Raw genomic sequence first — 17,913 nt, 5'->3', positions numbered from 1 at the left:
ACAACGTGGTGGGCGCGCGGATCGTGCCGGTGTTCGCCGCCGACCAGGGCGCGTTCTTCGCCTTCACCCTCGGCATCGTGGGCATCATGGGCGGGGTGTTCCAGATCAACCCGATCTGGAACCTGGGCCCCTACAACCCCTCGCAGGTGTCGGCGGGTTCGCAGCCGGACTTCTACATGATGTGGACCGACGGCATGGCCCGGTTGATGCCGCCGTGGGAGCTGTACATCGGCAACTACACCGTGCCCGCGGTGTTCTGGGTCGCGTTGATCATGGGCTTGGTGTTCGCCGTCCTGATCGCCTACCCGTGGATCGAGAAGCGGCTCACCGGCGACAGCGGCGCGCATCACAACCTGTTGCAGCGTCCGCGTGACGTGCCCGTCCGGACCGCGATCGGTTCGATGGCGATCGCGTTCTATGTGGTCCTGACCTTGTCGTGCGTCAACGACATCATCGCGCTGAAGTTCGACATCTCGCTGAACGCGACCACCTGGATCGGTCGAATCGGTCTGCTCGTCGCCCCGCCTGCGGCGTACTACATCGCTTACCGGTTCTGCCTCGGCTTGCAGCGCAGCGACCGCGCGGTGCTCGAGCACGGCATCGAGACCGGCGTGATCAAGCGCTTGCCGCACGGCGAGTACATCGAGGTGCACCAGCCGCTCGGCCCGGTGGACGAGCACGGTCACCCGATCCCGCTGGAGTACCAGGGCGCGCCGGTACCGAAGAAGATGAACCAGCTCGGCTCGGCCGGCCGGCCGGGCACGGGCAGCTTCCTGCGGGCGGATCCGCGCGAGGAGAGCGACCGGCACTTCGAGATCGATCACGAAGAAGAGCACAAGCAGCTGAAGGTGCTGCAGCGGGCTCAAGAGGCGGCGAACGGCAAGCACGGCCACTGACGCCCGCCCCGCACCACGGCCCCGAGTCGAAGCGACTCGGGGCCGTGGTGCGTCATGCCGCGGGTGTCACAGGCGTGGCGTCGCGCGGCGTGCGGCCTCGATGGCTTCGAACTTGGCCAGATTGTGCCGGGCGTCGGCCAGCGCGTCATGCGCGTCCGACGGGATCGGCGGCAGCTCGGGGCGGCCGTACGCCTCCCAATGCTGGCGCAACTCGTTGGTGTAGCGCGGAAGCGTGTTGGGCAGATCGACCATGGAGCCCCACAGCTGGCACAAGGCGACATGGTCGTACGCGGAAACCCAAGCCCACAGCTCGGGCTGCACGGTCGGCCGTGGCACCAGGAACGCGTACAGCTCGTCGCGGATCCGGGCCCGGCTGCGCCAGAGCGGAGAAGACGGCGAAGGCAATCGGGGCAGCACGAATTTGCGCACCCACGGCCCCGCACGTCCGGCATCGAATTCGGTGGACACCGCGTAGAACTCCCGGCCGTCCTCGCAGACGACGCCGATGGAGACCAAATCGATGGTCACTCCGTCCTCGATGAATTCGCAGTCGTAGAAATATCGCAGCGAAATCGGTCTCTCCTCGGCTTTCGGTGCCGTTGCGGCAGGTGACGGGTTCCCGGCAACCCTATGGTGACGTGCGCCGCCACGCCCGCAAGGGCCCATGAGGTGGAGAACTTCGCCACCTTGGTGCGGCACTCCACCACCACCACCGGGTATCCCCACAGGGCCGATGGTCCGTATTCTGGACTGGTGAACTGGACCGTCGACGTACCCATCGATCGCCTGCCGGAACTGCCGCCGCTGCCCGTCGAGCTGCGCAGGCGGTTGGACGACGCGCTGGCGCGACCTGCGCTGCAGCAGCCGTCCTGGGATCCGGAGCAGGCGGCCAAAATGCGCACCGTACTGGAGAGCGTGCCGCCTATCTGCGTGCCCGCCGAAGTGGAGGAGCTGCGCGGGCAGCTGGCCGAGGTCGCCCGGGGCGAGGCGTTCCTCATGCAGGGCGGCGACTGCGCGGAGACCTTCGCGGACAACACCGAGCCGCACATTCGCGGCAACATCCGCACCCTCCTGCAGATGGCGGTCGTGCTCACCTATGGCGCGAGCCTGCCGGTGGTGAAGGTGGCGCGGATCGCGGGCCAGTACGCCAAACCGCGATCGTCGGATACCGACGCGCTCGGCCTCAAGTCCTACCGCGGCGACATGGTGAACTCGCTGATCGCCGACGAGGCGCTGCGCCAGCACGACCCCTCGCGCCTGGTCCGGGCCTACGCCAACGCCAGCGCCGCGATGAACCTCGTGCGCGCGCTCACCGGGGCGGGGATGGCCGACCTGCACAAGGTGCACGATTGGAACCGCGATTTCGTGGCCAAGTCGCCCGCAGGCGCGCGCTACGAGGCGCTGGCCGAGGAGATCGACCGCGGCCTGGCCTTCATGACCGCGTGCCGGGTCAACGACCCGAGCTTGAAGGCGGCCCGCATCTACGCCAGCCACGAGGCGCTCGTGCTGGACTACGAGCGCGCCATGCTGCGCCTGAGCGAGAACGCGATCGGCGAACCAGTGCTCTACGACCTGTCCGCGCACTTCCTGTGGATCGGCGAGCGCACCCGCCAGCTCGACGGCGCGCACATCGCGTTCGCGGAACTGGTCGCCAACCCGATCGGCCTGAAGATCGGCCCGTCGACCACCCCCGAGCAGGCAGTGGAATACGTGCAGCGGCTGGATCCGAACAACGAGCCGGGAAGGCTGACCATCGTGTCCCGCATGGGCCACAGCAAGGTCCGCGACGTGCTGCCGCCCATCATCGAGAAGGTGCAGGCCACGGGCCACCAGGTGATCTGGCAGTGCGACCCGATGCACGGCAACACCCACGAGGCGTCCACCGGCTTCAAGACCCGCCACTTCGACCGCATCGTCGACGAGGTGCAGGGCTTCTTCGAGGTGCACCACGCGCTCGGCACGCACCCCGGCGGCATGCACATCGAGCTCACCGGAGAGGACGTCACCGAATGCCTCGGCGGCGCCCAGGACATCTCCGACCTCGATCTGTCCGGTCGCTACGAGACCGCCTGCGACCCCCGGCTGAACACCCAGCAGTCGCTGGAGCTGGCGTTCCTCGTCGCCGAGATGCTGCGCTGAACCACCGCGGCAGCCTTCCGGCTAGGGCAGCGCCACGATCGTGACGGTGTCGCCCGCCTCGATGTTGACTCCGATGGCCGGGGTCTGCGAGACCACCAGCGAGCTGTCGGCCCGCGCCAATTGCTTCACCTCGACCTGTAACCCGAGGCTTTCCAGCTTGGCGCGGGCGTTGGCGACGGTCCACCCGCGCACATCGGGCATCTTCAACGCATTGGACACCAGCAGCACCACGCCGTCGCCGGATTGGATGGTGGCGCCCGCCCCCGGCTGGGTGCCGATGGCCTTGTCCGCATCGACGCCGCGGTCGAACTGGATCTGGGTCTCCCGGACGGTGATCCCGGCGTCGGTGAGGATCTTGGTGGCCTCGGCGGCCGGTTTGCCGCGCACGTCGGGGACCTTCACCGGCTGAGACCCCTTGCTGCGGTAGACCTTCACCTGCGCGCCGAGCGGCAGCACGGTTCCCGGTCTCGGCTCCACCCTGGAGACCGACCCTTTGGGTGCGGTGCTGGACTCCTCCCCGGCATCGACCGGTTGCAGCCCGTTGTCCCGGATCAACTGGTTGACCTTCGACGCCTGGTCGCCCGGCTTGACGTCCGGCACCTTGGGCTTGCCATTGGAGATCAGGACCGCGACCGTGGACCCTTTGGTGATCTTGGATCCGGCCGACGGGTCGCTGCCGACCACACCGCCGACCGGGATGGTGTCCGACGCCCGCTGCCGGATCTCGGTCTCGAACCCCGCGTTCTGGAGCGTCGCGACCGCCTTGTCGGTTTCCAGTCCGGCGATCGGCGGAACCGGTGAATAGCGGCCGAAACCCAGCCACCAGCCGCCGATACCGACCACCAGCGTGAGAATCGCGACGATGGCCACCCACAGCCACACCGTGCGCCGGGATCGGCTGAGGTCGCCGGCGTAGGGCGAATACGGCGGTGCGGGTTGGGCTTGCCGCACAGGCTGCGGCCGGTCGTAGTCGTCGGGCGGGCTGTAGTCGAGGCGCGGACGCTGAGCGGTCACCACTCTGGTGTGCTGCACCGGCTGCGGCGCATGGGGCTCCTGTGGCGACGCTCCGGCGAAACCCGGCTGGTCGTCGCGATCCGGTGACACGGCTCGATAGGTGGCGCTGAGATGTTCGGCGGACTCCTGCGGCGCGGGCACCCGATAGGCGGGCAATCGCAGCGCGGCGCCGATCCGCCGCAGCGCGGCCGCCATCTCGTTCGCGTCCGCGAACCGGTGCGCGGGCTCCCGCGCCGTGGCCTTGGCCACCAGCTCGTCGAATTCCGGCGGCACCCCGGAGATGAATCCGCTCGGGCTCGGCACGTCGTTCTCGATGCGCTGGTAGGCCACCGAGATCGACGTGTCACCGGTGAACGGGACCCGTCCGGTGAGCATCTCGAAGATCAGCACGCCGAAGGAGTAGACGTCGCTGCGGGAATCGGCGGAGCCGCTGGTGACCTGCTCGGGAGACAGATAGGCCGCGGTGCCGAGGATTACGCTCGCCGACGTGGTGTTCGCAGCGGCCACCGCGCGCACCAAGCCGAAATCGGCGATCTTCACCTCGCCCGCGTCGGAGATCAGCACGTTCTCCGGCTTGATGTCGCGGTGCACCAGCCCCGCCGAATGCGCGACGCCGATCGCCGCGAGCACCGGCTCGGCGACGGCGCGCACCGCGTGTGGCGGCATCGGGCCGCGTTCGCGCAGCAGTTCGCGCAGTGTGCCGCCCTCGACGAGCTCCATGATCAAGAAGGGATGGTCGCCGTCGACGCCCTGGTCGTACACCGCGACCAGCGACGGATGCTTGAGCTTGGCGACCGCGCGCGCCTCGAACTCGAACCGGGACAGGAACTGCGGGTCGCCGGCGAACTTCGGATCCATCACCTTGATGGCGACCGGCCGGTCCAGGCGGGTGTCGACCCCGCGGAAGACCATCGACATTCCGCCGCGGGCGATCGGCGCATCGATCCGATAGCGCCCTTCCAGCATCTGGCCGATCAAGAGAAGTCCTCCGGCTTTCACAAAGCGATCAGCCGCTCCGTGCGGCCCCCACGATGGTATCGACTCCCACCACCCCGGGTGTCTCACGACGTGCGGCGGGGGACCGTCTACCGTTGTCCGGGTGAGTGCATTTCCCTGCAGTGACGACGTCCTTCCGCAGTCGGTGACCTTGGTGTCGCTGCCGGAGGTGGCCGACCGACTCGGGCTGGTGGTGACCCGGGTGCACCAGATGCTGCGCGACCACCAACTGATCGCCGTCCGCAGAGACGGCGTGGCGGGCGTGCCGGAACGGTTCTTCGACGACACCGGCGCGGTCGTGAAGCCCCTCCCCGGACTGATCACCGTGATGCGCGACGCCAAGTACACCGACGAGGAGATCCTGGAGTGGATCTTCACCGAAGACGACACCCTCCCCGGTAAGCCGATCGATGCCCTGCACGGCCCACTGGCCCGCGAAGTCCTGCGCCGGGCGGCCGCCGAACCGATCTGAATTCTCGGCCGCGCGGGCGCGGCGTGTTCCCGGCCCCCATGGAGCCGGGCCGCGAACGGGCAATGCTCGGTCCTCTTCGCTCGAAAACCTGTGCTTGCGCTGGTGTGGTTGCGTGGGCAGTGATCATGGGATCCGGGTTGAACGTTTTCGGGCGGTGGCGAAGCCGGCCGAGCGGTGCCTCGGCGTCGGGTGAGACCGGACCGCACGCGACAGTGCGGCCGGGCCGAACGCGGCGGAATCAGTCGCAGCAGGTGGCGCCGGACGCGACCGCTTCCTTATTCGCGGTCGAACCAGCCCGGCCGCCGACCGCGCCCTGGCGGCGCAGCCGTGTCCCCCCGTCGCCCGCGCGCGGTTGCTCGGAAGCGAGCCGGGCGGCGCGCCAATGAGCGGTCTGGCGTGATTCGAACTGGACGTGGTCGTTGCGGCGTGTGACCGTGCGACCAGGTTCCTGGTCGGTGGTCAGCCGAGTTTTCGGGGCGGTTCGAGAGGCTCTGGTGGAATCCCGGGCAGTGAGTCCAGCACGGTGGTGGAGGCGATTCGCGCAGTCGTCGCCGGATAGGCGGGATGCGCTGGAACCGAGCGGTCAGCGCTCGAATCTGCCGCGCAAGGCGGCTGTGGTGAATTCGGCGGCGGCGACGCGGAGGCGGTGGTGGCGGGGGACTACGGCACGGTGGTCGAAGACGGCGTAGTCGCTGCGTTCGATGTGGTGCAAAATGTCGGCGTAGAGGGTGGCCGCGGTGCGGATGGCGGGGCGGACGCGTGGTTCGAGCAAGTCGATGCCGGGTTCGGCGCGGCGGTAGAGATCCCGGTTGACCGCGACGAGGTGGGCGAGAGCGCGGCGGACGCGCGGGTCGGTCAGCCCGGTGCGACGGCACTCGCGCAGCAGGTCGTCGTGAACGCCGAACGCGGCGAGGGCGTCGGCGGGCAGATAGACCCGGTCGCGGTCGAGATCCTCTGCGACATCGCGCAGGAAGTTCGTCAGCTGGAACGCTTCGCCCAGCGCGGCGGCGGCCGGCTCGGCCTCCGGCACCGGGACGACCGTGCCGAGCACGGGCAGTAGTTGCAAACCGATCGCGGCCGCCGAGCCGCGCATGTATTCGCGCAGCTCGCCCAGGCTGGCGTAGCGGTTGCGGAAGGTCGGGGACCCCGGCGTGTCCATCCGCATGGAATCCAGGAACGTCCAGAAGTGCTGGGCGGCGATGCCGTACCGGTGGATGGTGTGGATGACGGCGGCCAGGATGAGCGTGCGCGGCCGTTGGTCGGCTTCCCATGTCCACCAGTGCTCGGCAGAAGACAGCGGCGCACCGCCGACGCTGCCCGTTTCGTCGGTGCCCGCCTCGAGCGCCGCTCGCAGATCCCGCTCGATGAGATCGATCTCCGCGGCGGGCGAGCGCTCGGGCGCCACGGCAGGCCTGCCCGCGCGGTCGACGACGTCGTCGACCATGCGCGCGAACGCGTACAGCGCGTGCACGGCGGGCCGCCGCTCGGCCGACAGCAGCCGGGTGGCCAGGAAGTAGGTGCGCCCGTGGGTGGCGGCGATCTGCCTGCACTCGCGGTAGGCGAGCGGGAGCAGGACGGAACCCGGTAGGCGGCCTTCGGTCATGGGGTGGCGGCCGAAGCGGTGGCTTCGCCGGGCGTGGCCGTGACGTTGCCCGGCGGCGCGGCGCGCAGCCGCAGCGGGTCCACTGTGCGCAGCGACATTGCCGCCACACCCGCGGCGAAGGTGGCGGCGACGACGTGCCAGAAGTTGTACAGGCCGATCGAACCGTCCGGCTGGAAGACCAGCATGAGCCAGGTGCACACGCCGACCAGCGTCATCAGCGTCGTCGTGGACAGCGCGAACCCGGCGGCCAGTGCAAGCGGCCACGAGTAGTACCAGGGCAGCGCGGCGGGGGAGAGGATGACGATCGCGACGAACGCGATCAGGATGCCCAGCACGGCCTCTCGCTCGCTGTGCCGGAACCGCCACCAGGTCCAGGCCAGCACGGCGACCAAGGCCAGCGCGCACATCGCGCGGGTGACTTCGAGTACCGACTCCAGCCGCAGCGGCGTGATCCAGGTGATCGCGTGCGCCATCACGGTCGGCAGCGACAGCCAGTTGATGATCTTCTTCGACCCGGACAGCGCGGTCAGCCAGCCGATACCGACGCCGGCGATGGCCGAGGCGGCGACGAACACCACCGCGAACACGCTCAGGCCCAGCCCAGCGATCTTGGCGAACATCAGCGCCGGATGCGGCATGTCCTCGGTGGGCTCCGCGGCGTCGCCGGGTTGCTCGCTCGCGGGCAGGTGCTCGGGATCGCGCCCGACCCGCTGCGCCGCGCGGCGTTCGCGTTCGTGCAGCATCCAGATCCAGACCAGGAACGGCAGCGCCACGCCCGCGGTCGCCTTGATGGCCACGCCGATGGCGACGACCACGATGCCCGCCACGTGGTGGCGTTCCAGCACCAGCGCGATGCCCGCGCACATCAGGCCGACCATCAGCATCTCGTTGTGCACGCCGCCGATCAGGTGGATCAGCACCAGGGGGTTGAGTACCGCCAGCCACAACGCCACGGTCGGCTTGCCGCCGAGGTGCTTGGTCAGATACGGCACCGCCCACATCATCAGCGCCAAGCCGGGCAGCATGACCAGCCGCATCGCGATGGTGCCTGCCACCACGTTGTCGCCGGTCACGGCGGTGATCGCGCGTCCGAGCAGCAGGAAGACCGGGCCGTAGGGCGCGGTGGTCGTGGTCCATACGGGACTGACGTTGTCCAGCAGCACGCCGGGATTCGCGACCGGTCCTACCTGATAGGGGTCGAAGCCGTCGCGCAGCAGCGCGCCCTGGGCGAGGTAGGAGTAGGCGTCGCGGCTGAACATCGGCACGGCGAACAGCAGCGGCGCGATCCAGATGCCGACGATGGCGCGCAGTTCGTTGAGCGTCACCCCGGCGCCGGTCCGGTCGCCCGTGCCGATCGTGGCGCGCCCGAGCCGTACCCAGGCGGTGACCATGAGCAGCACGCCGACCCAGATGCAGATGGTCGACAGCGCGTAGCCGTGCCCGAACCGCAGCCAGGACAGGTGCATGGCCTCCAGCAGCGGATCCCGCTTGCGGACGCTGCCCGCCCCGAACCCGCCGAAGGTGATCATGATCGCGCCGAAGAACCCGAGCAGGGCGGCATGGCCCTCCGGGCTTCTGGCGAAGTCGGCGGAGGCGCGCATCGACCACAGGAAACCACGGGGGGCGGCCGATTCGCGACGTGCCGAGGCGGGCGAGGGGCGGGTGCCACCGGTGGAGGCGGCCTCTGCGGTGCGCGTTTCGGGGGATGCCATCTGGTGTCGGTCCCCCCGAGTGGTCGGCGGTCGCAACCGCGAGCGAATAGGTCGGCGCTTAGTTTACGGCGTCGCCTCGAACACTATCCGGCTGGTGCGCGGCGTTCCACGCGAAGTGCGCCCGATCTCGCGGGCGATGCGGTTTGCCGCCAGTTTTCCCGAGAGCAGAGCGGTCGGTACGCCCACGCCTGGAGTGGTGCCACAACCGGCAAGGACCACGTTGTCGCGGTAACGGGGGAAATTACTCGGCCGAAACGGACCGGTTTGCCGAAAAAGATGGGCCGCGGAGAACGGTGTGCCCGCGAGCATTCCGTGATCGAACCACGTGCGAGGCGTGTCGAGCCGGTCGACGGCGAAGTGCTCGGCGATGCCCCGGTAGCCGCGTGCTTCCAGCACGGTGAGCAGCTCCCGGAGGTAGGCGGGCCCGAGCCGCGGCCAGTCCAGCGGCGCGGCCGACAGGTTCGGGCACGGCGCGAGCAACGAGAACGGCTCGTACCGTCCGTCGCCGCGTTCGATGAACAGGCTCGGATCGGTCAGGGCGGGCCGGGTCAGCAGCAGCGAGGGATCCTTCATCAGCCTGCCGCGTCCACCGCGGGCGGCGATCTCGGCGAACGTGCTGTCCCAGGCCTGCCCGAACTCGATGGTGTGGTGCGCCTGCACCGGCCAGCCTGCCGCGACCGCGGCGGGCACGGTGCCGTGCGCGACGACCGCCGACGGCGAGGCGCGCAGCCCGCGCCGGGGCCGCACACCGAAACGGTCGAGCGAGCCGAGGTCGGCGGTGAGCACGAGCGCGTCGCAGTCGAACGAGCGGCCGTCGGCGGTGCGGGCGCGGCGGGCCCGCCGGCCCGCGTAGTCGATGCCCACCACTTCGGCGCCGAGTTCCAGCGTGCCGCCGGCTTCGGTGAACGCTTGCGCCAGCGCCACGGCGATCGCCCGCATACCGCCTTCGGGGAAGTAGACGCCCAGGGAGGTGTCCATGTGCGGAATAGCGCCGTAGAGGGCCAGCGCCCGGGCGGGCGGCAGACCCGCGTACAGGGCCTGGAAGGTGAACAGCCGTGCCAGGCGCGGATCACGCAGGAACCGGCGGACCTGCGGGCCGAGCCTGCCGAAGCCGCCGAGTCGCGCCAATTCGACCAGCGCGCGGCGCTTTTCGGGAATTCGCACCATATCCAGCGGCGAGTCGAAGTTCGTGTCCATGAACTCCGTGAACTCGGCCGCGTACACCCGGGCCAGCCAGGTGCGCAGCCGCCGGTATCCCCGAGCCTCGGCCGGGCCGCAAGTCCGCTCGACCTCCGCGGCCATGGCGTCGGCCTCGGCGAACACCCTGATCTCGGCGCCGTCGGCGAACCGTGCGTGATAGCCCGGCGCCAGCCGGTGGATGCGCAATGGCGGCACGCAGTTCTCCGGGGACCGGCCGACGGCGGCGAGCGCGTCGGTGATCAGCTCGGGCAGGGTGAGCACGGTGGCGCCGGAATCGATGTCGTAGTCACCGCCCCGGTAGCGTCCGACCCGTCCGCCGGGGTGGTCGGCTCGCTCGAGCAGCGTGACCGTGCGAGCCGCACCGGTGAGATGCAGGGCGGCCGAGAGGCCGGCCAGTCCCGCGCCGACCACCACGACTCGCTCGGTAGGTCCCGCAACGGTTCTCATTCGGTTCGTCTCCTTGCCGTCGCGCGATCGGACGTGCTCACGCGGCGCGTTTGGTAGCGGCCAGCGCCATCGCGCGCAGCTGTTCCTTCGCCGCGGACGTCGCCGAGCTGGACTCGATGGCCGCCAGACCGCTGTCGGTCAGTTCGGCGATCCGGCGTTCCACCTCCTCGACCGCGCCGAGCTCGACGAGCAGCGCGCGTAGTCGCTGCACCTGTTCGGCGCTCAGGTCGGTGCCGATGCTCGAGCGCAGCAACGCGGCCGCGCCGGTGTCGGACTCGTCGGCGCGGCGCAGCGCGTCGGCCAGCAGCACGGTGCGCTTGCCTTCGCGCAGGTCGTCACCGGAGGGCTTGCCGGTCACCGCCGGGTCGCCGAACACGCCCAGCAGGTCGTCGCGCAACTGGAAGGCGATGCCGATGGCGGTGCCGAACGTGCGGTAGGCGTCGATCAGTCCTTGGTCGGCGGCGGCGATCGCCGCGCCGAGGTGCAGCGGGCGTTCGACGGTGTAGGCGGCGGTCTTGTAGCGGTTGATCCGCAGCGCGGCCTCGACCGATTCGTCGCCGCCCGCCTCGCCGTTGACGTCGAGCAGCTGGCCGCCGAGCACCTCGGTGCGCATGTCGGCCCACACCGGCGCGAACCGGGCGACGGCCGCGGGCTCGAGGCCGGAGGCGTGCACCATGTCGTCGGCCCAGGACAGCGCCAGATCCCCGACCAGGATGGCGACGCTGGTTCCGAAGTGCGCCGAGTCGCCCGCCCACCCGCGGTCGCGGTGGCGCTGCTCGAAGTCGACGTGAACGGTGGGGAAGCGGCGGCGGGTGCGGGAGGAATCGATGATGTCGTCGTGGATCAGCGCGCAGGCCTGCACGAGCTCGAGCGCCGAGCAGGTGGTGAGCACCGCGGCGGCCTCGGGGGCGTGCGGGTCGCCACCCGCGCCGAGCCATCCGGTCCACGCGAAGGCGGGCCTGGTGCGTTTCCCGCCGCGTAACACGAACTGCTCGAGCGTATCGGTGGCCTCGACGAAGACCGGGCCGAGTCGTTCGGTCGTCGGGCGTCGGGTGGCGAAGAAACTGGCCAGCACGTCTTCCACGGCGGTGACGAAGGCGGGCGTGCCCGGCTGCGGCACCGCGGGCCGCGGCGTCTGAGTCCCTGTTGCGGCGGACAGAGGAGCCTCCAAGGTCGTGCGGATGGTGGACGCACGGGGTCGCGGAGGGTGCCCGGGCGCTGCGGGTGATTCGGGGCCGGGCGGTAACGGTCGCGCGTGTCGCTCGGCGTGGCGAATTTGCCGCCCGATGCGAAGAATACGCGGGGCGTCCGAGCGACCCGACGGGGCCGCCATCGGCCACCTCTACACTGAACCGGTGACTTTCGACAACGTGCGGGGCAGCTCGACCCCTGGCCGGCCGTCCCGGACGCACCCGAACGTCTCTGGAACACCCTCGGTCGTACAGAGTCTGCGGGCTCACGGGGAGCGCGCGGTGCCGTTCTCCGTGGAGTTCAATCCGCCCCGTGACGCCGCCGCCGAGGCGCGGCTGTGGCGCGCCGTGCGGCAGTTCGAGCGCATGCATCCCGCGTTCGTGTCGATGACCTACGGCGCGGGCGGCTCCACCCGCGACCGCACCGTCCGCGTGACCGGGCAGCTCGCGCAGGAGACCACACTGCTGCCTGTCGCGCACCTGACCGCGGTGGAGCACAGCGTCGCCGAGCTGCGCTCGCTGGTCGGCGCGTACGCCGACTGCGGGATCCGCAACATCCTGGTCTTGCGCGGAGACCCGCCCGGTGACCCGCTCGGCGAGTGGCACAAGCATCCCGACGGCGTCTCCTATGCCGAGGAGCTGGTGCGCATCGTGCGCGACCTCGGTGATTTCCACGTCGGCGTCGCCTCGTTCCCGCAGGGCCACCACCGTTCGCCCGACCTGGCGACCGACACCGCGTTCCTGGCCGCGAAACTGCGTGCGGGCGCGGAGTATTCGATCACGCAGATGTTCTTCGACGTCGAGCACTACCTGCGGCTGCGGGATCGTCTGGTGAAACTCGACCCGATCGAAGGCGCCAAGCCGATCATCCCGGAGCTGATGCCGATCACCTCGCTGCGTACGGTGCAGCGCGCCGAGGAACTGTGCGGCAGGCCGCTGCCCGCCTCGGTCATGGGCCGGCTGCGCGAGGCGGCGGGCGAAGGCGGCGAGGAGAACGCCGCGGCGGTGCGCGCGGTCGGCATCGAGATCGCCACCGAGATCGCGCAGCGGCTGATCGACGAGGGCGCGCCCTGCCTGCACTTCATCACGCTCAATTTCGCCAAGGCGACCAGCGAGGTGCTGACCAACCTCGGTTACGGCGTCACGGCCGCGCCGGTCAGCGTCTGACTCCGGCTTCGTACCTGCCGCGCGGCTCCGGCCGGTGCGCTCGCGGGCGTACCGGCCGGAACAGGATCAGGCCGCCCTCGCCGCCCGCAGTCCCCACGCCTCCGCGAGCAGCCGGTGCGATTCCAGGCGGTCGGCGTGCCGATGGGTGATCGTGGTGACCAGCAGTTCGTCCGCGCCCGCGACCCGTCGCAGCGCGGTGAGCCGCTCCACGACGGTGCCCGGCGCACCCACGAACTGGGTGGCCAATCGATCGTCCACCAGGCGCCGCTGCTGCGCGGTGAGCGGCGAGACGGTCGCCGGATCGGGATAGTCGGCCGCGCCCGCGCCGCTGCGAATGCTGTAGACCCAGTGTCCATAGCCCGCGGCCAACCGCCGGGCGGTCGCGTCGTCCTGGGCGACCACCACGTCCGCGGAGATCACCACATAGGGCTCGGCCAGCTCGGTGGACGGGCGGAATGCCGCGCGATACGCCTCGATGGCCTCCAGCGCGGTTCCCGGCGACACGTGGTAGGCCGCGGCGAACGGCAGCCCCAGGCGTCCCGCCAGCGCCGCGCTCTCGCCCGCCGAGCTGCCGAACAGCCACAACCGCACCTGTGCGCCCTCTCCGGGAACAGCGTGCAGCGCGACGCCTTCGGGGCTGACGAAGGTACCCGCCAGCAGGGCGCGCACCTCGTCGACCTGCTCGGCGAAGTCCAGCGGCTGCGCCCCGCGCTGCTGCAACGCGCCCACCGAGGCGATGAACTTCGACCGGTCCACGACGCGGCCCGGGTCGAACGGCGGCGGAACCACCACGCCGTCACGGATCTCGGTGCGCCCGGTCACCGAGTCGACCACCGGCTTCCCGCCCTTGGGCCGCGCGGCTTCGGCCCCGAACTGCCCGCGCCGATGCCCCGACCGTCCCAGTCCCAGGTCCAGGCGGCCCGGGTACAGCGCGTCGATCGTGCCGAACGCCTCCACGATCGAGGCCGAGGTGTGATGACCCACCTGCACCGCCGCCGAACCCACCCGGATGCGCTCGGTGGCCGCCGCCACCAGCCCGATCAGGGTGATCGAGGAGGAGCTGGCCACCGAGACGAAGTGGTGTTCGGCCAGCCAGTACCGGTGGTAGCCCCATCGTTCGGCGTGCCGGGCCAGATCGACGGTGTTGCGCAGCGCCTGCTGCGCGGTCGAGCCCGCGCTGATCGGCGACAGGTCCAGGATCGAGAGGGGTACGGCTCGACCGCTCATGCCGCGCGTCCCTGCCGCGGATCCTGTTCGCCCGCTTCGATGGCCACGCGCAGCCGGTTCTGCGCGGGTGCCACCGGGCAGGTCGCGAAGTCGGTGAACGCGCACGGCAGATTCGCGGCCCGGTTGAAGTCCAGCACCACCGTGCCGTCCGCGTCGGGACGGCCGACCGACAGCGAACGCGCCGCCGGGTAGGTCGTCACCCCGCTCGTCGCGTCGGTGAACAGCACCCGCAGATCGTCCCGGTCGCCGAACGCGACGACCCGTTCGGTCACCTCGCCGATGCGGAATTCGATGATGCCCGCGGCGCTGTGGTGGTGCTCGAGACCCTCGACCACAGCGCCGGTGGTCACGGTCCGCTGTTGCTCGAACTGTGTGAACCGCCCCGGCACCACCCAGCGCGGGTCGGGCCGGTAGGCCGGGATGCCGTCGAAGCTCAGCAGGCCCGGCGCGGCCGGGTCGTGCACCCGGACGGCGTAGCGGCCGGTGCGGCGGATCACCTCGAGGACCCGTTTCTCCTGCCGCACGGTCAGTCCGGGCGCGCCTTCCGCGGGGGTGACGATCTGCACGCCCGCGATGCCCAGCCCGTCGTATTCCAGGCGGTCGGCGGGCTGGGCGGTGATGAACACTTTGTCGTCGGTGACCCACCAGGTACCCGGCAGGCCCGGCAGCCGTTCAGGGCGGTCGGTGAGCCAGTGCAGGCCGGTCAGGCTGAGGAAGCCGAGCGGGTCGCGCAACTGGTCCTCGCGCGCGTGGTGCCAATGTGCCCACTCGGTCTCGAAAACGCTGGTGATGCTGGTGGTCATGACGCTTCGGCTCCTTCGTGGGCGGTGATGCGATGGGGAGGGCGCGGGCCGAGGTGGTCGCGCGAGGTGGCTTCGGTGTTCTGGGGGCGGAAGAAGTCGGGCCGCGCCATCAGGCCGGGCCTTCGGTGTCGATCTGCCGCCGCAGCGCCGGATGCGTCACCGCTGCGGCGGCATCGGGTGCCAGGAGCAGAGCCTGCTGCCACAGCGCGGCGTGCATGCCACGCGAGGACCGGATGAGGCGGCGGTCCCGCTCGGCGCGGACGGGTGCGACCGCGTGTACCCGCGCGTTACCGGAGGTGTCGGCCGCACGCGGGGCGCGCAGACGGGTGCGCCACCAGCGGGCCGGACCGGCTTCGGGGGCGGCGGGCTCGGCCGCGAGGTCCGGTGCGGGGGGTTCGGCGTCGGTGTCGGCCGGTTTCCGGTTGAAGGCGGAGTACACCATCAGGGCGATCCTTTTCGGTCGGTGCCACCACGTGTTCGGCTTGTGGCCGGTGGTGGGCTCCGGTGAGTGGGGGCGATTGGTCGCAGAGGACGGGACGGCGGGTTCGAGGCGGCTGCGGCACGGCGCCCAGTGCTGCTGCCGGTTCAGCACCCGGCTGTGGCGGTAGGTCGGCTTCGGCATCAGAGAACGCCATTCGTGACGGCGGCGCCGGGTATGGCCGACAACAGCTCTCGGGTGTACTCGTGCCGAGGGTTGCCGAAGATCTCGGCGGTGCGGCCGGACTCGACGATGCGGCCGTGCCGCAGCACCGCGACGTGGTCGCTGATGCGGCGCACCACCGCCAGATCGTGCGAGATGAACAGGTAGCTCAGCGACAACTCCGTCTGGAGGCGGTCCAGCAGCTCGAGGATCTGCGCCTGCACGGAGGCGTCCAACGCGGAGACCGGTTCGTCGAGTACCAACAGCTCGGGATGCAGTGCCAGCGCCCGCGCGATGGCGACGCGCTGGCGCTGTCCTCCGGACAGTTCGGCGGGCCTGCGCTGCGCGAACCCGGCCGGCAACGCCACCTGTGTGAGCAACTCCGCCACCCGGTCGCGCCGTCGCGCGCGATCGCCGACCCGGAACGCGCGCAACGGTTCTTCGATGATCGAGCCCACCCGCCAGCGCGGATCCAGTGAGGCGTACGGATTCTGGTACACCACCTGGAAGCGCTTGCGCAGCGCGCGCAGTCGCGAGCCGCGAGCCGCCGACAGGGGTTGCCCGTCGAAGACGACCTCCCCGCGGTCGGGTTCGGTGAGCCGCAACGCGATCCGCGCGGTGGTCGACTTGCCCGATCCGGATTCGCCGACCAGCGAGAGGGTCTCGCCGCGGCCGAGTTCGAAGCTCACCCCGGCCACCGCCGTCACGGTGTCGCCGCCGTGCGCCCGGAAGGTCTTGTGCACCTCGCGCAGGACCAGCAGTGGCGCGCCGTCGCGGCTCCTGGGCTCGCGGTCGCCGTCGGCCGGAGCGAGACCGGGTGAAGCGGCCAGCAACCGCTTGGTGTATGGGTGACGCGGTGCGGCCAGCAGCTGCGCGGTGGCGCCGCTTTCGACCACCTCGCCGCCGCTCAGCACGATCAGCCGGTCCGCGCGCTCGGCCGCGACCGCCAGATCATGGGTGATCAGCAGCACCGCCGTACCGCGCGCCGCGATCTGCTCGGCGAGCCGGTCCAGCACCCGGCGCGCTACGGTCGCGTCCAGCGCGCTGGTCGGTTCGTCCGCGATGACCAGATCCGGTGCGCAAGCCAGCGCCGCGGCGATGAGCACCCGCTGGCGCTGCCCGCCGGACAACTGGTGCGGGTATTGCGTCGCCCGCAGTCGCGGCCGGTCCAGCCCGGCGTCGGCCAGCAGTTCCAGCGCCCGTGCCCGCGCCGCCGCGCGGCCGGCCAGCCCGTGCACCAGTAGCGCCTCGGCCACTTGATCGCCGACGCGCCGGACGGGGTTCAGCGACAGCCCGGGGTCCTGCGGGACGAAGCCGATGCGTGCTCCGCGCAGCCGCCGCAGGGCGCGTTCGGATCCGGTGTCGACCACCTCGCCGTCGAAGGTCACGCTTCCGCCCACGATCTCGGCGTTCGCCCCGAGCAGACCGATCACGGCGTGGGCGAGCGTGGACTTGCCGGAGCCGGACTCGCCGACCAGCGCCACCACCTCGCCGCGGGCCACGGTGAGCGACACACCGTCCAGCGCGGCCACAGGGCCGGAGTCGGACCGATAACGCACCCGCAGGTCCTCGACGTGCAGCAGTGGAGATGCCGGGGCGCTCACGCGCGTTCTCCCTTCCCGATCGCGCGTCCGAGGCGCTGGGCGGCGAGTACGACGGCGATGATGACCGAACCAGGCAGGGTGGTCATCCACCACGCGGTCGCGAGGTAGTTGCGGCCCTCGGAGATCAGCGTCCCCCATTCCGGGGTGGGCGGCTTCGCGCCGTAGCCGAGGAAGCTCAGCGCCGACACGGCCAGCACCGCCATGCCGAATTCGACCGCGGCCAAGGCGAGCACGGGCTGATAGGAGTTGGGCAGCACGTGCCTGGCCAGCACCGTGTACCAGCGCACGCCCGCGGCGTGGGCCGCCTCCACGTACACCGCCTGGCGGACCCGCAGCACCTCCGAACGCATCACGCGCGCGAAGTTGGCCACCAGCGAAACGCCCACCGCGACGGCCACGTTGCGGGTGCCGAAACCGAGAGCGGTCACCAGCGCCAGCGACAGCAGCAACGCGGGGACCGACAGCAGCACATCGACCAGCCGCATGAGGACGGCGTCGATCACGCCGCCGATCGAACCCGCCAGCAGTCCCAGCAGCGACCCGGCGACGAGCGCGATGCCCACCGCGGACAAGGTGGCGGTCAGCGAAAGACCGGCGCCGTGCACCATCCGGGTGTAGAGATCGCGTCCGAGATTGTCGGTGCCGAACCAATGCTCGGCGCTGGGGGCCTGGAACTTCTGCGCGGGCACGCCGGTCAGCGGGTCGCCACCGGCGAATACCGACGGCGCCAGCGCCCATCCCACCGCCAGCAGCGCGACCGCCCCCGCGACCAGCAGTCCGGCATTGCGGCGCAGCGTCTTCCA

General features: G+C 70.7%; 15 protein-coding genes. 4 read left to right on the top strand and 11 right to left on the bottom strand.

Annotated elements, in window-relative coordinates; all coding sequences use genetic code 11:
- The coding region (locus M8859_RS34100) for a cytochrome b family protein (RefSeq protein ID WP_504928427.1) at nucleotides 1–896 on the top strand (896 nt) is incomplete at its 5' end.
- 66 nt (nucleotides 897–962) lie between these two features.
- Here M8859_RS34100 and M8859_RS34095 read toward each other — a convergent pair.
- Nucleotides 963–1,463, bottom strand: a complete 501-nt coding sequence (locus tag M8859_RS34095; protein WP_159929827.1) for a polyadenylate-specific 3'-exoribonuclease AS — start codon at nucleotides 1,461–1,463, stop codon at nucleotides 963–965.
- A gap of 186 nt (nucleotides 1,464–1,649) precedes the next feature.
- Here M8859_RS34095 and M8859_RS34090 point away from each other — a divergent pair, with 186 nt between their 5' ends.
- Nucleotides 1,650–3,035, top strand: coding sequence for a class II 3-deoxy-7-phosphoheptulonate synthase (locus tag M8859_RS34090; RefSeq protein ID WP_195072196.1), 1,386 nt, complete (start codon nucleotides 1,650–1,652; stop codon nucleotides 3,033–3,035).
- 21 nt (nucleotides 3,036–3,056) lie between these two features.
- Here M8859_RS34090 and pknB read toward each other — a convergent pair whose 3' ends face one another.
- A complete protein-coding gene (pknB, locus tag M8859_RS34085; RefSeq protein WP_195072224.1) occupies nucleotides 3,057–5,015 on the bottom strand; it encodes a Stk1 family PASTA domain-containing Ser/Thr kinase in 1,959 nt (652 codons plus the stop codon).
- 133 nt (nucleotides 5,016–5,148) lie between these two features.
- On the opposite strand from pknB, the gene M8859_RS34080 reads away from it, so the two are divergent.
- Nucleotides 5,149–5,517: an Rv2175c family DNA-binding protein gene (locus M8859_RS34080; RefSeq protein WP_159929732.1), complete on the top strand. Its 369-nt coding sequence runs from the start codon at nucleotides 5,149–5,151 to the stop codon at nucleotides 5,515–5,517.
- Between the two features lie 583 nt (nucleotides 5,518–6,100).
- Here the strand turns inward: M8859_RS34080 and M8859_RS34075 are convergent.
- From M8859_RS34075 to M8859_RS34060, 4 genes are all read right to left on the bottom strand, one after another.
- On the bottom strand, nucleotides 6,101–7,120 hold the full coding sequence (locus M8859_RS34075; RefSeq protein WP_249645489.1) for a phytoene/squalene synthase family protein: 1,020 nt from the start codon (nucleotides 7,118–7,120) through the stop codon (nucleotides 6,101–6,103).
- Nucleotides 7,117–8,721 (bottom strand): alpha-(1->6)-mannopyranosyltransferase A, encoded by a 1,605-nt coding sequence (locus tag M8859_RS34070; RefSeq protein WP_159929831.1) that lies wholly within the window; start codon nucleotides 8,719–8,721, stop codon nucleotides 7,117–7,119. The genes M8859_RS34075 and M8859_RS34070 overlap by 4 nt, the downstream gene beginning before the upstream one ends.
- A 174-nt stretch (nucleotides 8,722–8,895) precedes the next feature.
- The gene (gene crtI / locus M8859_RS34065; RefSeq protein ID WP_249645488.1) at nucleotides 8,896–10,479 is read right to left on the bottom strand and encodes a phytoene desaturase family protein; all 1,584 of its coding nucleotides are present in this window, start codon (nucleotides 10,477–10,479) and stop codon (nucleotides 8,896–8,898) included.
- Nucleotides 10,480–10,516: 37 nt separating this feature from the next.
- Nucleotides 10,517–11,650 (bottom strand): polyprenyl synthetase family protein, encoded by a 1,134-nt coding sequence (locus tag M8859_RS34060; protein WP_159929739.1) that lies wholly within the window; start codon nucleotides 11,648–11,650, stop codon nucleotides 10,517–10,519.
- Nucleotides 11,651–11,834: 184 nt separating this feature from the next.
- Here M8859_RS34060 and M8859_RS34055 point away from each other — a divergent pair, with 184 nt between their 5' ends.
- Complete coding sequence (locus tag M8859_RS34055) at nucleotides 11,835–12,836, top strand: methylenetetrahydrofolate reductase (RefSeq protein ID WP_159929741.1); 1,002 nt, start codon at nucleotides 11,835–11,837, stop codon at nucleotides 12,834–12,836.
- A gap of 66 nt (nucleotides 12,837–12,902) precedes the next feature.
- On the opposite strand, the gene M8859_RS34050 is transcribed toward M8859_RS34055, so the two are convergent.
- From M8859_RS34050 to M8859_RS34030, 5 genes are all read right to left on the bottom strand, one after another.
- A complete protein-coding gene (locus M8859_RS34050) occupies nucleotides 12,903–14,063 on the bottom strand; it encodes an LLM class flavin-dependent oxidoreductase (RefSeq protein WP_159929743.1) in 1,161 nt (386 codons plus the stop codon).
- On the bottom strand, nucleotides 14,060–14,866 hold the full coding sequence (locus tag M8859_RS34045; RefSeq protein WP_195072202.1) for a DUF1684 domain-containing protein: 807 nt from the start codon (nucleotides 14,864–14,866) through the stop codon (nucleotides 14,060–14,062). Before M8859_RS34045 ends, M8859_RS34050 begins: the two co-directional genes overlap by 4 nt.
- Before the next feature lie 109 nt (nucleotides 14,867–14,975).
- A complete protein-coding gene (locus M8859_RS34040; RefSeq protein WP_195072203.1) occupies nucleotides 14,976–15,308 on the bottom strand; it encodes a hypothetical protein in 333 nt (110 codons plus the stop codon).
- A 179-nt stretch (nucleotides 15,309–15,487) separates the two neighbouring features.
- Nucleotides 15,488–17,110: a dipeptide ABC transporter ATP-binding protein gene (locus tag M8859_RS34035; RefSeq protein ID WP_249645487.1), complete on the bottom strand. Its 1,623-nt coding sequence runs from the start codon at nucleotides 17,108–17,110 to the stop codon at nucleotides 15,488–15,490.
- Entirely contained in the window at nucleotides 17,107–17,904 is a 798-nt protein-coding gene (locus M8859_RS34030) for an ABC transporter permease (RefSeq protein WP_159929833.1), read from the bottom strand. Before M8859_RS34030 ends, M8859_RS34035 begins: the two co-directional genes overlap by 4 nt.
- Nucleotides 17,905–17,913 lie beyond the last annotated feature (9 nt).

The organism is Nocardia sputi (assembly GCF_023501985.1).
This window is presented reverse-complemented; position numbering and strand designations above follow the sequence as displayed.